We start from the raw sequence: 14,633 nt of genomic DNA on the forward strand, positions 1-14,633 counted from the left end.
TTGATAGCCCGGCAGGGCTATTTTTTTTGCCCTTTTTTGTCATACTATATCTATCAGCTTCCTTTTTAAAGTAGCTGGCAAAGAAGGAGCATTCAGCTATGTGGGATAAACAGGAATTGGAAAAGCGGGAGAAGCTGCGGATACTGATCGTCATCATTATTGGCGTAGCCGTATTGTTGATCGGGCGGCTGGCCTGGATGCAGCTGATCCAGGGGCCCCAGTATAAAAAGACGGCTGAAAGCAACCGGATTCGCAATATTACGCAGACGGCGCCGCGGGGGACGATCTATGACCGCAACGGAAATATTCTGGTTGCCAACCGCCCCAGCTTTGCCGTTTCGATCGTTCCCGCCGAGTATGACAATGCCGCCGAGGCAACGCCGTTGCTGTCCTCTATCACCGGTCTGACCGAGGATGAGATTAATGCCAGGCTGGCAAAGGGGCAGAATAAGGCCTATGACCCGGTTCGTCTAAAGCGGGATGCCGATGCGGCCATGCTGGCCAAAATACAGGAACGCAAACAATATCTGCCCGGCGTGGTCATTGAGGCTATGCCGGTGCGTCAGTACGTGTATCAGTCACTGGCTGCCCATGTGCTGGGCTATCTGGGCAGCATTAGTGATGACGAGTATGAGCGGCTCAAAGCCAAGGGCTATAGCCCGAACGATGTGGTAGGTCAAAGCGGTCTGGAGGAACGGTGGGAACCAGATCTGCGCGGTGTGGATGGTGCAGTGCAAATCGAAGTGAATGTGCAGGGTGAGGAGGTGGCCAGGCTGGGTGAAAAGACGGCCAGGCCCGGCAGCAATCTCATAACCACCCTGGATGTTAATGTACAAAAGGCTGCCGAGGATGCGCTGGCGGCGCAGGTAACCCGCAGCCGTGGCAGCGGCGAGCCGGCCCGGGGCGGCTGTGCCGTCGTGCTGGATGTAGCTACCGGCGGGGTGTTGGCGCTGGCCAGTACACCTGCCTTCGATCCCAATGCCTTTGCCGCCGGTATTAGCAACCAGGCGTGGCAGAAGCTGGTGACGGACAGCCATAATCCGCTGACCAACCGGGCTATTCAGAGTGAATATCCGCCAGGCTCGGTGTTCAAGATTGTCACGGCGAGCGCCGCATTGGATACAGGTCAGACCAATGCCGACGAGGTTTTTTGGGACAAGGGAGTATATGTCTATCAAGGCTGGAGTTTTTATGGCTGGGATACCAAGGGCCTGGGCAAGCTGACCCTGGTCGATGCCCTGGCCTGGTCCAGTGATCCGGTATTTTATGAACTGGGCCGGCGGGTTGGCGTGGACAGACTGGCTGATTATGCCCGGACTTTTGGCTTTGGTGAGCTTAGCGGTATCGCTTTGTCCGGTGAAGTGGCGGGCATTGTCCCGACAATAGCCTGGAAACAGGCCACCTACGGGGAAGAGTGGTATGCCGGCGAAACGCTGATTGCCGCCATTGGCCAGGGCTATTATCTGGCGACGCCGCTGCAGCAGGCGTTGCTGCTTATGGCGGTAGCCAATCGTGGCCCGGTATACCGGCCTCGCCTGGTTGACCGGGTGGTCGGTCCCGACGGGCAGGTGAAGCAGACGTATTCGCCGGAGCTGCTGCGGACGGTCTATTTGGCACCGCAGCACTGGGCTGTGCTGCAGCAGGGGCTGCGGCAGGTGGTGGCGGCCGGCACGGGGGCAGGGGTATTTAAGGATTTTAAACCGGCTATAGCCGGTAAGAGCGGTTCGGCCGAAACCGGCCGCGGCACTACCCATTCCTGGTTCGCCTGCTATGCGCCGGCGGAGCAGCCCCGGATTGCCGTGGCCGTGCTGATTGATGAGGGCGGCGAGGGCTCGGCGGCGGCCGCGCCGGTAGTCCGGGCTATTTTGGAACGTTATTTTAGCCTGTATGGGAGTTGACTGCCAGCGGCGCGTGGCAAGAGATCACCGGTTGTGGCCTGGGCAGGACCGATGGGCGTTTGCTATAAATTTAAGAGTGGATTTTATGAGTTAAAGAGGAGTATAATTTGAAATAGCGAATATTTAACAGGATGAAGACGAGGTGATTTCTCGTGGCCTATCCGGTGAATTTGCACCTGGAGGGACGGCACTGCGCCGTGATCGGCGGTGGCGGTGTGGCAGAGAGGAAAGTGCGGGCCTTGCTGGAGGCAAAGGCCCGGGTAACGGTCATCAGTCCGGTGCTGACTTCCTGGCTGCAGGACAGGCTGGCGGCGGGGCACATTATGCAATGGGCCATCCCGTACAGTGGACAGCCTTTAACCGGTTACTTTCTTGTGTTTTGTACTACCAACCGGCGGGAGGTCAACCGTTTGGCGGCCGCGACGGCGCGGCAAGCCGGCGCGCTGGTCAATCTGGCCGATGACGGTGAAGGCAGTGATTTTACCATCCCGTCTCAGGTGCGGCGAGGAGATTTGCTGCTTACCGTATCGACGGGCGGCAAAAGTCCGGCGCTATCCCGACGGCTCAGGGAAGAACTGGCCGAACGCTACGGCAGTGAATACGGCCTGTATCTGGAACGGCTGACTGCGCTGCGCGAGGAGATAAAAACCGTCCTGGCGGACTCGAAAGACCGGGAGGCTTTTTGGCGTCAGGCTTTGGACGAAGAAATACTTACGCTGCTGAAACAAGGCAGGTTTGAGGAAGCGGAGGAAAAGATACAACATGCAGTTAGTTGTTGTGGGATTAAACCATAAAACAGCATCGGTGGATATCCGGGAGTGTTTTTCTTTTTCCGAAGAGCAGGTCAAGGCGGCTCTCCGGCATATGGACACCCGGGAGGAAATTGCCGAATGTGTGATCTTATCGACCTGTAACCGCACCGAAATGTATGCGGTGGTCGATGATCTGGAGGACGGCTTGGAAGTGATGCAGACTCTGCTGCGGCGCATGTCGGAGGTCAAGGAGTCGGTGGAACCTCATTTATATATTTATACGGAAGAGCGCTGTATGGAGCACCTGTTCCGGGTGTCGTCCAGTCTGGATTCCCTGGTTATTGGCGAGGGGCAAATCCTCAGTCAGGTAAAAAAAGCCTATAGCATCGCCCGCGAGGTAGGCATGACCAGCACGGTGCTCAACACCTTGTTCAACCGGGCTATTGCGGTGGGCAAAAAGGTCCGCACGCAAACCAGGATTGCCTATAATGCCGTATCGGTCAGTTATGCCGCCGTGGAACTGGCCAAGCATGCTATCGGCGACCTGTCGACGGTTAATGTGCTGCTCCTGGGTGCCGGTGAAATGAGCGAGCTGACGGCACGCCATCTGGTGGAAAACGGCGTTAATACCGTGTTTGTATCCAACCGGCGATTGGAACGGGCGACCTTGCTGGCCGACAAGTTCAAAGGGGTGGCCGTTCCGTTTGAAGACTTTATGAAAAGCGCGGTGAAGGCCGATATCGTGATTACCTCTACCGGGGCGCCGCACTATATTATCCGGACGCTGGATGTGGCTCATTTGATGCCAAAACGCCAGGGACGGCCGATTATTTTTATCGACATTGCCGTGCCACGCGATGTGGAGCCGGAAGTGGCGGCAATCGCCGGGGTAAGCTTATATAATATTGACGATCTGGAGGCAGTCGTCGAATGCAATATCCATGAACGGCAGCAGGAGGCCCGCCTGGCGGAAGAAATCATTGCCGAGGAGCTGTCGGGCCTGGTTGCCAAATTCCGTTATCTGTCCTACCAGCCGACTATGGCTTTATTGGCTGATAAAGCGGAAACCATCCGGCAGCGGGAAGTGAAACGGGCGCTGGCCAAGCTGCCCGACTGCAGCCCGGAGGAACGCAAGGTACTGGAAAATATGTCCCGGATGCTGGTGCGAAAACTGCTGCGTGATCCCATGGTGCGGATGAATGAAGCGGCGATGACGGGAAACGAGGCACAGTATCTGGAGGCAGTGCGGACCTTGTTTAAACTAGACGCAATAGGAGAGGGCGGACACAGTGAAGAACGAACTTATTATCGGTACGCGCGGAAGTAAGCTGGCGCTGTGGCAGGCTGAACATGTGGCCAGGCTTATTGCCGGGAAATATCCGGGAGTCAAGGTGACATTAAAGCATATTGTTACAACAGGCGATAAGATTCTGGACGTACCTTTGGCTAAAATCGGCGGCAAGGGGCTGTTTACCAAGGAATTGGAGCATGCCATGCTGGCCGGGGAGATTGACCTGGCCGTCCACAGCCTGAAGGACATGCCGACGGCGCTGCCCGAAGGGCTCGAACTGGCGGCCATTACCGAACGGGTCGATCCGGGCGACGCGCTGATCAGCCCGCTCTATGGCGAACTGGACAAGCTGCCGCTGGGGGCCAGGGTTGGAACGTCCAGCCTGCGGCGCAAGGCCCAATTGCTTAACTATCGCCCGGACCTGAGAATCTGTGATTTGCGGGGCAATTTGGACACCCGCCTGAATAAACTGGATAACGGCGATCTGGATGCTATTGTGCTGGCGGTGGCCGGCCTGGTTCGGCTGGGCTGGCAGCAGCGGATCAGCCAGATTCTGCCGAAGCACATTTGTCTGCCTGCCGTCGGGCAGGGGGCGCTGGCTATTGAGACGCGCAGCGCCGACAGGGATGTATTGGCGGCGGTGCGGTTTTTGAACCACCCGTCCACAGCGGCCGCCGCTACGTCGGAACGGGCTTATCTCAAGGAAGTGGAAGGCGGCTGTCAGATTCCGCTGGGTGTTTACGGTACGCTGGAAGCTGACGGACTCAGGTTGCAGGCCGTTATTTTATCGCCTGACGGGACAGTCGTTATTCGTGATTCGGTAACCGGACCGGCGTCAGCGGCGGACGAACTGGGCATCACATTGGCCAGACGGATGCTGGCGGCCGGCGGCCGTGAAATACTGGCGGCGTTATAGGAGGAGTAAGGCATGAAACAAGGTATGGTGTATTTGGTGGGCGCAGGCCCCGGTGATTATAAATTAATTAGTGTCAAAGCTCTGGAGTGCATCGAAGCGGCCGACGTGCTGGTTTACGACCGGCTGGCCGACGAGCGGCTGCTGGCTCATGCCCGGCCGGAAGCCGAGCTGATTTATGTGGGCAAGGCTTCCAGTGCTCATACGATGAGACAGGAGGACATCAACCGGGTACTGGTGGAGCGGGCGTTGGCCGGCAAGACGGTAGTCCGTTTAAAAGGCGGCGACCCCTTTGTGTTCGGACGGGGGGGAGAAGAGGCTTTGGAGCTGGTGGCCAGCGGCCTCCCGTTTGAGGTGGTGCCCGGCATTACCTCGGCTATTTCGGTGCCGGCCTATGCCGGTATCCCGGTTACCCATCGGGGGGTAGCCACGTCGTTTGCCGTCGTTACCGGCCATGAGGACCCGACCAAGGCCGAATCGACCATCCGCTGGGATAAGCTGGCAACCGGCGTGGATACGCTGGTGTTCTTGATGGGCGTGGAAAATCTGTCTTACATAACAACCAAGCTGCAGGAATACGGCCGGCCGGCTGCTACGCCTGCAGCGGTTATCCGCTGGGGGACCAAGCCCGAGCAGCGGGTGCTGGTTACTACGGTGGGCGAGGCGGCCCGGCAGGTTGCCGAACAGCAAATCAAGCCGCCGGCGATTTTTATCGTAGGCGAGGTCGTAGCTTTGCGGGATAAGCTGGCCTGGTTTGACAAGCGGCCGCTCTTCGGGCAAAAGGTGCTGGTAACCCGTTCGCGGGAACAGGCCAGCGCGCTGAGCGCCCGGCTGGAAAGCCTGGGGGCCGAGTGCCTTGAAGCGCCGGCGATCAAGCTTATACCGCCTGACAGTTATGCCAAGCTGGACCAGGCCATCGGCGAATTGTCCCAGTATCACTGGGTTATTTTCACCAGCGTCAACGGTGTGGAATACTTTTTCCGGCGATTGGCCGAGTTTGACCTGGATGCCCGCGCTTTGTGCGGCCTAAAGGTCGCCGCCATCGGCACCCCGACGGCCAACCGGCTAAGGGAACACGGCATCCGGGCTGATCTGGTGCCTGTCGAGTTCCGGGCGGAAGGTGTGGTCGAAGCCTTGCAGGGCCGGGTTGAGGCCGGCATGCGGGTCTTGATTCCCCGCGCCGCCGTGGCTCGCGATGTCCTGCCGGAACGGCTGCGGGAAATGGGCGTAAGTGTTAATGTGGCGCCGGCTTACCAGACGGTGAGCGGTGATGTGGAAGGGACTGCCCTGGCCAGCCGGCTGGCAGCGGGCGAGATTGATCTGGTGACTTTTACCAGTTCATCGACGGTGACCAATCTGCTGCAATTGCTGGGACCCGAGGGTGCCTCGCTGCTGCAAAAGACCAAAGTGGCCTGCATCGGCCCGATTACGGCAACCACCTGCGCCGAGCAGGGCATCAAACCGGATGTGGTTGCCAAGGAATACAGCATTGACGGCCTGGTAGCCGTCATGCTGGAACAATACGGTCAATAATAAACAACAGTCACATGGCTCGGAGTGACGGCTTTTGCCGATTTTTCGACTTATGTGACTGTCATCATATGACAGTCAGTGAAGGAGGAGCACGATGACTACACCGTTTATTCGTCCCCGGCGTCTAAGAGTTTCGGTGGGGATCAGAAAATTGGTCAGAGAAACCGAGCTGCAAGCAGGCGATTTTGTCTATCCCCTGTTTGTGGTGCCGGGGGATAATCTGGAAGAAGAAATTGGTTCCATGCCGGGAGTATACCATTATTCCTCGGATAAAGCGGTGGTTGTGGCCCGGGAGGCCTATGAGCTGGGAATTCCGGCCGTGCTGGTGTTCGGATTGCCTGCCTATAAGGACGAGCAGGGGTCCAGCGCCTGGGATGACGCCAGTCCCGTGCAGGAGGCAGTGCGCCGGATTAAAGCAGCCTTGCCGGAGCTTACGGTGATTACCGACGTCTGTTTGTGCCAATATACCAGTCACGGTCATTGCGGCCATCTGGCAGGACAGACGGTGGATAACGACAGCACCCTGGAACTGCTGGCGAAAACCGCGCTGAGTCATGCGCGGGCCGGAGCCGATATGGTGGCCCCGTCGGATATGATGGACGGCCGGGTACTGGCCATCCGTGAGGCACTCGATCAGCAAGGGTACACCGATGTCTCTATCATGTCCTATGCCGTCAAATATGCCTCGGCTTTTTACGGCCCCTTCCGCGATGCCGCCGATTCGGCGCCGCAGACCGGTGACCGCAAAAGTTATCAGATGGATCCCGCCAATGCCCGTGAAGCGCTGCGCGAGGCGGCGCTGGATGTGGAGGAAGGCGCCGATATTCTGATGGTTAAACCGGCTCTCGTCTATTTGGATATTGTCCGGCAGGTGAAGGATAATTTTGACCTGCCTGTGGCTGTATATAATGTGAGCGGCGAATACGCGATGGTCAAGGCGGCTGCTGCCAACGGCTGGGTCGATGAACGGCGGATTGTGCTGGAAACGCTGCTAAGTATGAAACGGAGCGGCGCCGATATCATTATTACCTACCATGCGCTGGATGCGGCCCGGTGGCTGCGCGAAGAAGCTTAGTAATCTGTACCGCGTCAATTCATGGATCAACATGCAGGACAAAAGATCCTTGCAACCTTACCTAATGGTTATAGTGACACAGAGTGCTGCGAGGGAGGAAAGAAGAATGGGATATCAGTTTGTGAAATCAGCGGCAGCTTTTGCTGAAGCAAAAGAATATATTCCGGGCGGTGTCAACAGTCCGGTGCGGTCTTTTCGCGGGGTGGGCGGTACGCCGCCGTTCATCGCCCGGGCGGCCGGCAGCCGTCTCTATGATATAGACGGCAATGAATATATCGATTATGTCGGTTCCTGGGGACCGATGATTCTGGGCCATGCCCATCCGGCTGTGACCGCGGCGCTGCAGAAGGCTGTATTGCAGGGGACCAGCTATGGGGCGCCGACCTTGCTGGAGACAGAACTGGCTCAGTTGATTCGCCTTGCCTTTCCGTCGATGGAGCTGGTTCGGATGGTAAATTCGGGCACTGAGGCGACCATGAGTGTTTTACGACTGGCCCGGGCTTATACCAAGCGGAGCCGGATCGTGAAGTTTGTCGGCTGCTACCATGGACACCATGACAGCCTGTTGGTCAAAGCCGGCTCCGGTGCCGCCACACTGGGCGTGCCTGACAGTCCTGGCGTGCCGGCCAGCGTGGCCGGCGGCACCATCAGTGTTCCCTATAATGATGCCGATACGCTGGCTCAGGTGTTTGCCCAATACGGAGAAGATATCGCTGCCGTGATTATTGAACCGGTGGCCGGTAATATGGGACTGGTGCCGCCCTGTGAAGGCTACCTGCAGAAGGTCCGGGATATTACCAGCTCCTATGGCGCCTTGTTGATCTTTGACGAAGTCATGTGCGGTTTCCGTGTCGCTTACGGCGGTGCGCAGGCCTTGTTCGGCATTAAGCCCGACCTGACCTGCCTGGGCAAAGTAATCGGCGGTGGCTTGCCAGTGGGCGCCTATGGCGGCCGCCGGGATATTATGGAGCATATTGCGCCGGCCGGTCCGGTATACCAGGCGGGGACACTGAGCGGCAATCCGCTGGCCATGTCGGCGGGGATTGCCACGCTGCGGACGTTGACCGCCGACCCGGACATGTACCGCAAGCTGACCGGAAAAACAGCCGCCTTGGCAGTCGGATTGCGCAATCAGGCGGAAAGATACGGCCTTTCCCTGCAGTTTCATCAGCTTGGCTCCATGTTCGGCCTATTCTTTACCGATCAACCGGTATACGATTATGACAGTGCCACTACGGCTGATACGGAAGCTTTTGCTGTCTATTTTCATACCATGCTGGAAAATGGCATCTACCTGGCTCCTTCCCAGTTTGAGGCAGGGTTCATGTCGGCCGCCCATAGCGAAGCAGACATTGCCGCCACCATTGCCGCCAGTGCCAAGGCGTTTGCCAAAGTGGCCGAACGCAACCGAACCAAATAAAAAAGACAGCCGGACGGAGCCGGCTGTCTTTTTTGCTTTTTTGCCGCAACAGGAATTATAAAAAAGACGGAGAATAAAGAAAACCATTCACTGCCCGCCAGGGTTGTCTGCAAACTGGCCGAAGGGTCCTAAGACTGTGGTGAAACGTAAGGGGATAACGCGCAAGGAGAGATAGGATGAGAATAGAAAAGCTTGCCACCTTAAAAAACGCCTGGAAGCTGGCCAAAGGTTACTGGGTATCGGAGGAACGCTGGCGGGCCAGAGGGCTGCTGGCCGCAATTGTGGCACTCAATCTGGGGATTGTTTATATCAATGTCTTAATCAACGCGTGGCGCAACACATTTTACAATGTATTAAACGAGCGCAACAAGGATGGTTTTATCAGCGCTCTGGGCGACTTTAGCCTGCTGGCCGGTATCTTTATTGTCATTGCCGGTTATCAGCTTTACCTGCGGATGATGCTGACCATTCGCTGGCGCAAATGGCTGACCAAGCAGTACCTGGGCGACTGGCTGTCCAATCAGACCTTCTACCGGATGAAGCTGGTGGACCGTGAGAATACCGATAACCCTGACCAGCGGATCAGTGAAGATATTAATCTTTTTGTTTCCCATGCGTTGACGTTGTCGCTCGGACTGCTGCGAGAAGGGGTAACACTGGTTTCCTTCATTGTCATTTTGTGGCACATGTCGGGAACGTTGGAAATTCCGCTGGGACAGACGGTATTCGTGGTCAGCGGTTATCTGGTGTGGGCCGCCATTGCCTACGCCGGCCTGGGAACCTGGCTTACCGTAAAGCTGGGCAAACCGCTGGTCAGCCTTAATTTCATTCAGCAGCGTTATGAGGCTGATTTTCGTTTCAGCCTGATGCGGTTGCGGGAAAACAGCGAAAGCGTGGCCTTGTATAAAGGCCAGCAAGAAGAGGAGAAGAACTTTATAGCCAGGTTCCAGCAAGTGTTCGGAAACTACTGGAAACTCATGAACCTCAATAAGCGGCTGACCTGGTTTACCGCCGGTTATGGACAGCTTTCGATCATCTTCGGCATTTTGGTGGCCGCGCCGCGCTATTTTGCCAATAAGATCAGCCTGGGTGAAATGTTTCAGATTGCCGATGCCTATGGGACGGTGCAATCGTCGCTTTCCTTCTTTATTGACAGTTTTACCCAGCTTGCCGAGTGGAAGGCGGTTATCGACCGGTTGGGGCAATTTTCGACCAATATGGAGAAAGTGCAAACCCTGCGCAATGAGGTGGCCGAACCGGAAATCCGCCGTCAGGCCCAGCTGGAACTGGCTGTGGAAGAGCTGGACGTACTGCGGCCGGACGGGCATCGTCTGTTAGCCGACTTTAGCCTGCGCTTATTGCCGGGAGAATCGCTGTTGGTGAGCGGCCCTTCGGGCTGCGGCAAGAGTACTCTGCTGCGCGCTCTGGCCGGGATCTGGCCGTTTGGCCGGGGCACGATTACCTTCCCGGCGGACAAACAGGCTTTCTTTTTACCGCAGAAGTCTTATATTCCGATCGCCACACTGCGCCAGGCGATCGGTTATCCGGGACTGACCCGCCCGGTGGAGGATGACCAGCTCCGGCTGGTTCTGGAGGAGTGCCGCCTGTCATTTTTGGCGGGGCGCCTGGACGACATGGAGGACTGGGCTCAGGTGCTGTCGCTGGGCGAACAGCAGCGGCTGGCTTTCGCCAGGGTGCTGCTGCAGCAGCCGGATATTCTTATCCTGGATGAGGCAACTACCGCGCTGGATGAACCGACCGAGCAGCAGTTGTACCGCCTGCTCAAAGAGCGGCTGCCGCAGGCCATCTTAATCAGTGTCGGTCATCGCAGCACCCTGTTCCAATATCACCAAACCAAGCTGGAACTGGATGGCCGGGGCGGCTGGACGATACTGCCGGTGGGGGCATAGTCCCTTGACGGAAGCAAAGCTCTGGTTATCTTACGGATTTTTTCCTGCCGGTTCCGTTTTCATCACTTTACAGAGGTCCGGCAAGTGCGGCTTCACCGCCATACAAGATAAAAAAGCCCTTCCGGACTAACCTTAAGCCTCAATCCGGTTAAGGTCCAGGATGCCATCTAATTTTCATAACACCTTTACAATGTTTACCTAAAGTAAAGTTTTGGAGAAGATACTGTTAAAAATGCACCATATAAATTTACAATTGTACATTTATAGTGTATAATAGAGGCAAACTTAAGAGAAAGGCCGTGACGCACATGGCGATTTGGCGAGTCGAGTTGGAGAGTAGGGATTACGATTACTACCGAAAATGGCTGCACAATCGAGGATTCATTGCGGCAGGTTATTTTTCTTCTAATGGTTTTGATGTGAAAAAGATGCGCAAATTAGCCGAAGCAGGTAAAGTGGATGCCATGCGCTGTGTTTTTGGTAAATCGGTTCGCTGGTATTATTCGGAAACACAGGCGGAATTGGCTCGCCTTAGAGGAGAACTTGGTTAGAGTGCCGAAATGAATAGAAGATGATTTGACGATGCCTGCCGGTATAACGGCAGGCATTCATTCTAGGGAACCACTGATTTATTCACGCTGCACATCCTGACGGATCTTTTTCCGGCTGGCTCATTAAATCAGCGGTTCCCTAGTTCTTCACCAACTTCTGAAGCTGCAATTTCAAAGTTGGCGGAGCACTCAGGTCGCGGCAGGATTTGCCGGTGGCATGTCGTATTAAAGTTTCCTATATGACTAGATGAATCATATTACATCAAGAGGTGATAAGAATGAAAGCGGCGCTCATCGTGATTGATATTCAAAAAGCGTTTTTCAAAAGAAGTCCCGAAACGGCCAGATCGCTCGAGGAGGCCATTATGGTCGCCAATGAGGCAATTGCCCTGTTCCGGTCCCGGCAGTTGCCGGTTATCTGTGTGCAGCATCACAATGAAGCCAGCGGGGTGGTGCCCGGTGCCGATGGATTTCTTCTGCCGGAGCATCTGAACATCCGGCCCGATGATCCCCATTTTGTCAAGACCTACGGCAATGCCTTTACCAAGACCGGTCTGGCCGGTGAGCTTGCCGCCCTGGGCGTGGACACGGTGATTCTGACCGGTTATTGTGCCGAGTTTTGCGTGTTGTCCACCTATCGCGGCGCCTTGGATCTTGATCTGACGCCTATTTTGCTGCGGGGGGCGATTGCCAGCCGGAATCCACAGAATATTCCCTTCGTGGAAAACGTCAACGAGCTTATTTCGTTAGGCGCCTTGAAAAGGCTGCTGTGACGGCAGCGCCGGGTTACGGAATATAGACTGTCAGCATTCACCGGATTAGAGTGGTAGGGTGCTATCCTGGTTGGGCGCTAGCCAGGCGGCAAAACAGGTAAGGGGCTGTCGCGGGAGGGCTTTTTTCGCAGAATGTAAGTCTGCGGTAAAAAAGCATTTCCTGCGGCAGCCCCTGTTTCACGGGAGGGTGTTGGTTGGGGGAAGCGGGGTATTTTTAAAATTCAAATCCAGTGCGTTTTGCTCCGGTAGCGGACGGCTGACCAAATAGCCCTGAATATGGTCACAGTTCAGGTTGATCAAGGCATAAAGCTGCTCCGGCGTTTCCACTCCTTCGGCGACTACGGCGATATTCATCTGGTGGGCCAGGTGAATAATAGTGCTGATAATGGCGGCCGAAGCCAGGCTGTTGGAGGCCTGATGAAGGAAGGATTTGTCTATCTTCAGTGTGTCGATCGGCAGTTGGCTTAGATAAGTCAGCGAGGAATAGCCTGTGCCGAAATCGTCCAAAGCAATGCGCAGTCCCAACTGGCGCAGCCGTTTTAATTGCTGTACGCAGAAATCGAAAGACTCAATCAATACTGATTCGGTGATTTCCAGCTCCAGACTGTCGGCAGGATAATTTTCTTCCGCCAGAATGCGTTCCACCCGTTGGGCAAAGTCGGTCTGCATAAGCTGCTGCGCCGAGATGTTTGCGGCAATGCGGACCGGTTCCCGGCAGCGGCTGCTGATCAGCCGCCCGAACTGGCAGGCTGAACGGAGCACCCAGTCACCGATAGGCAGGATTAACCCGGTTTCTTCGGCGATTGGAATAAATGACAGCGGCGAGATCATCCCCTTAGCGGGATGGTTCCAGCGGATAAGCGCTTCAAATGCGATGGCCCGGCCGGAGGATAATTCGATCTGCGGCTGATAGTGAAGACAGAACTGATTGGCAGTCAAGGCGGAATAAAGGTCGGTTTCCATCTGTACGCGGCCCCGCAGGGCTTGCTGCATTTCCTTGGTATACAGCCGCCAGGTCTTGCGGCCCGAGGACTTGGCACGGTATAACGCGCTGTTGGCGTTAAGCATAAGCTGTTCGGCTGTTGCCCCGTCGCTGAACACAGCCGCACCGAGGCTGCAGGATAGATTAAAGCTGCTGTCGCGGATGGCAAAGGGTTTTTGAAAATTCGACAGGATGCATTTGGCCCATTCACCGATCGGGAAATGCCCAAGCGGACTGATGATAACACCGAACTCGTCACCGCCGATCCGGGCGATTTCGCTTTGCGGCGGCAGGCAATGGCGCAGGCGGTTGGCCACATCAAGCAGCACGCTGTCACCCAGGGAATTGCCCCAGGAGGCATTAATCAGCTTGAAATTATCCAAATCAATCAAAAAAATACAGCCGTTATGGTTATTACCTGCCGCCCTGGCCATAGCGGCAGACAGCTTTTCCCGGAAGCCGAAGAGGTTGGGCAGGCTGGTAAGCGGGTCATGATAGGCCAGGTGACAAATATATTCTTCCTGAATCTTGCGCGACGTAATATCGGTATACGAGCCGGACATGCGCAGCGGGGTTCTGTCTTTGCCGAACAGCGCTTTGCCGCGGGCATGAATCCAGATCCATTGATTAGGCGGCACCAGGAAGCGGTATTCCGCATCATAAGAAGCTGTGGCGCCCAGAAGGTGCTCCTTGATCGCCTTTTTGCGCAGGGCCCTATCCTCGGGATGGATGCGCTCCTCCCATAGGCTGGGAAAATTAGGGTCTGCCGTGGTTAATTTGACTTTTTCCTCCCAGTGGGGAGAGAGCGTCCGGTTGTTTCTCTTTAAGTCCCAATCCCAGATGGCATCGTTGGAGGCTTCGATGGCCAGGCGGTATTTTGCCTCGCTTTCGGCCAAGGCCCTTTGACTCTCTTCCAGTTCACTCACCTTGCTGCGCAGTACTTCCTCGGTGGCGGCGAGCTGGCCGTACAGTTCTTCCAACTCCATGTAGCTGCGGTGCAACTGGTCGCGGGTAATTGACAGCGGATCACCGGGTAAAGCCGGTGCCTGTTTGGGAAATTCTATAGCCGGCAGCAGTGTGTTCCTCGTACAGCGGAGTGTCTCTTTGCGGTGCGGCGCGCCTGGAAGACGGGAATAGAAGCTAGCATGCCTGGGCATAAGCTACCTCCCTCTCCGCCGGGGAAAGTAAGGCCGACAACCCCGTCGGCGGAGCAAAGAAAACCGAGCCGGAATAGCCGGCCAGACAGCAATGTGTTGATAGATGACTGGATAAACAGACGCAAAAAACAGCGTTGGACATCAGAACAGCCCGAAGCGTCCAAGCAGGCGAGCGCTTTTCTTTATACATAGCAGCAACTCCTTCTGGGATTCGTACATAATCAGGACTAAAGTACAAGTAGGGGATAGATGAAATAGACAGGAAATAGGGTGTGTCTTCAAAATTAGCGAATAGTCGGTGACGAGTGATTTCCGGACAGACAAGGCAAAAATCCGCCGGAATTAATGAGGCTTATTTCCCGCGAGTACAACGAAATA

General features: G+C 55.8%; 12 protein-coding genes. 10 read left to right on the forward strand and 2 right to left on the reverse strand.

Annotation, left to right across the window (positions count from 1 at the left end; translation table 11 throughout):
• Window positions 1-98 precede the first annotated feature (98 nt).
• The 10 genes from mrdA (at window position 99) to F3H20_RS11825 (ending at window position 12,116) form a co-directional block, all read left to right on the forward strand.
• The gene (gene mrdA, locus F3H20_RS11780; protein ID WP_149735118.1) at window positions 99-1,898 is read left to right on the forward strand and encodes a penicillin-binding protein 2; all 1,800 of its coding nucleotides are present in this window, start codon (window positions 99-101) and stop codon (window positions 1,896-1,898) included.
• A 152-nt stretch (window positions 1,899-2,050) separates the two neighbouring features.
• Window positions 2,051-2,692 carry a precorrin-2 dehydrogenase/sirohydrochlorin ferrochelatase family protein gene (locus tag F3H20_RS11785; RefSeq protein ID WP_149735119.1) on the forward strand — a complete coding sequence of 214 codons (642 nt, stop codon included), beginning with the start codon at window positions 2,051-2,053 and terminating at the stop codon, window positions 2,690-2,692.
• Window positions 2,661-3,977 (forward strand): glutamyl-tRNA reductase, encoded by a 1,317-nt coding sequence (gene hemA, locus F3H20_RS11790; protein WP_149735120.1) that lies wholly within the window; start codon window positions 2,661-2,663, stop codon window positions 3,975-3,977. The genes F3H20_RS11785 and hemA overlap by 32 nt, the downstream gene beginning before the upstream one ends.
• Window positions 3,940-4,857, forward strand: coding sequence for a hydroxymethylbilane synthase (hemC, locus tag F3H20_RS11795; protein ID WP_149735121.1), 918 nt, complete (start codon window positions 3,940-3,942; stop codon window positions 4,855-4,857). The genes hemA and hemC overlap by 38 nt, the downstream gene beginning before the upstream one ends.
• 12 nt (window positions 4,858-4,869) lie before the next feature.
• On the forward strand, window positions 4,870-6,387 hold the full coding sequence (gene cobA / locus F3H20_RS11800; protein WP_149735122.1) for a uroporphyrinogen-III C-methyltransferase: 1,518 nt from the start codon (window positions 4,870-4,872) through the stop codon (window positions 6,385-6,387).
• Between the two features lie 94 nt (window positions 6,388-6,481).
• On the forward strand, window positions 6,482-7,462 hold the full coding sequence (gene hemB / locus F3H20_RS11805; protein WP_149735123.1) for a porphobilinogen synthase: 981 nt from the start codon (window positions 6,482-6,484) through the stop codon (window positions 7,460-7,462).
• A gap of 106 nt (window positions 7,463-7,568) precedes the next feature.
• On the forward strand, window positions 7,569-8,882 hold the full coding sequence (hemL, locus tag F3H20_RS11810; protein ID WP_149735124.1) for a glutamate-1-semialdehyde 2,1-aminomutase: 1,314 nt from the start codon (window positions 7,569-7,571) through the stop codon (window positions 8,880-8,882).
• Between the two features lie 176 nt (window positions 8,883-9,058).
• Window positions 9,059-10,792, forward strand: coding sequence for an ABC transporter ATP-binding protein/permease (locus F3H20_RS11815; protein ID WP_149735125.1), 1,734 nt, complete (start codon window positions 9,059-9,061; stop codon window positions 10,790-10,792).
• 308 nt (window positions 10,793-11,100) lie between these two features.
• Entirely contained in the window at window positions 11,101-11,343 is a 243-nt protein-coding gene (locus tag F3H20_RS11820) for a hypothetical protein (protein ID WP_091746977.1), read from the forward strand.
• Between the two features lie 278 nt (window positions 11,344-11,621).
• Window positions 11,622-12,116, forward strand: coding sequence for a cysteine hydrolase family protein (locus tag F3H20_RS11825; RefSeq protein WP_149735126.1), 495 nt, complete (start codon window positions 11,622-11,624; stop codon window positions 12,114-12,116).
• A gap of 177 nt (window positions 12,117-12,293) precedes the next feature.
• On the opposite strand, the gene F3H20_RS11830 is transcribed toward F3H20_RS11825, so the two are convergent.
• The gene (locus tag F3H20_RS11830) at window positions 12,294-14,255 is read right to left on the reverse strand and encodes a putative bifunctional diguanylate cyclase/phosphodiesterase (protein ID WP_149735127.1); all 1,962 of its coding nucleotides are present in this window, start codon (window positions 14,253-14,255) and stop codon (window positions 12,294-12,296) included.
• Window positions 14,239-14,445: a hypothetical protein gene (locus F3H20_RS11835; RefSeq protein ID WP_149735128.1), complete on the reverse strand. Its 207-nt coding sequence runs from the start codon at window positions 14,443-14,445 to the stop codon at window positions 14,239-14,241. The genes F3H20_RS11830 and F3H20_RS11835 overlap by 17 nt, the downstream gene beginning before the upstream one ends.
• Window positions 14,446-14,633: the final 188 nt, after the last annotated feature.

It is taken from the genome of Propionispora hippei DSM 15287 (genome assembly GCF_900141835.1).
Lineage (GTDB): Bacteria > Bacillota > Negativicutes > Propionisporales > Propionisporaceae > Propionispora > Propionispora hippei.

Bases quoted from the DNA above. Each gene is read 5' to 3' on its own strand.
- mrdA (WP_149735118.1), top strand. From the start codon at position 99: ATGTGGGATAAACAGGAATTGGAAAAGCGGGAGAAGCTGCGGATACTG.
- hemA (WP_149735120.1), top strand. From the start codon at position 2,661: ATGCAGTTAGTTGTTGTGGGATTAAACCATAAAACAGCATCGGTGGAT.
- cobA (WP_149735122.1), top strand. From the start codon at position 4,870: ATGAAACAAGGTATGGTGTATTTGGTGGGCGCAGGCCCCGGTGATTAT.
- hemB (WP_149735123.1), top strand. From the start codon at position 6,482: ATGACTACACCGTTTATTCGTCCCCGGCGTCTAAGAGTTTCGGTGGGG.
- hemL (WP_149735124.1), top strand. From the start codon at position 7,569: ATGGGATATCAGTTTGTGAAATCAGCGGCAGCTTTTGCTGAAGCAAAA.
- F3H20_RS11815 (WP_149735125.1), top strand. From the start codon at position 9,059: ATGAGAATAGAAAAGCTTGCCACCTTAAAAAACGCCTGGAAGCTGGCC.
- F3H20_RS11820 (WP_091746977.1), top strand. From the start codon at position 11,101: ATGGCGATTTGGCGAGTCGAGTTGGAGAGTAGGGATTACGATTACTAC.
- F3H20_RS11825 (WP_149735126.1), top strand. From the start codon at position 11,622: ATGAAAGCGGCGCTCATCGTGATTGATATTCAAAAAGCGTTTTTCAAA.
- F3H20_RS11830 (WP_149735127.1), bottom strand. From the start codon at position 14,255: ATGCCCAGGCATGCTAGCTTCTATTCCCGTCTTCCAGGCGCGCCGCAC.
- F3H20_RS11835 (WP_149735128.1), bottom strand. From the start codon at position 14,445: ATGTATAAAGAAAAGCGCTCGCCTGCTTGGACGCTTCGGGCTGTTCTG.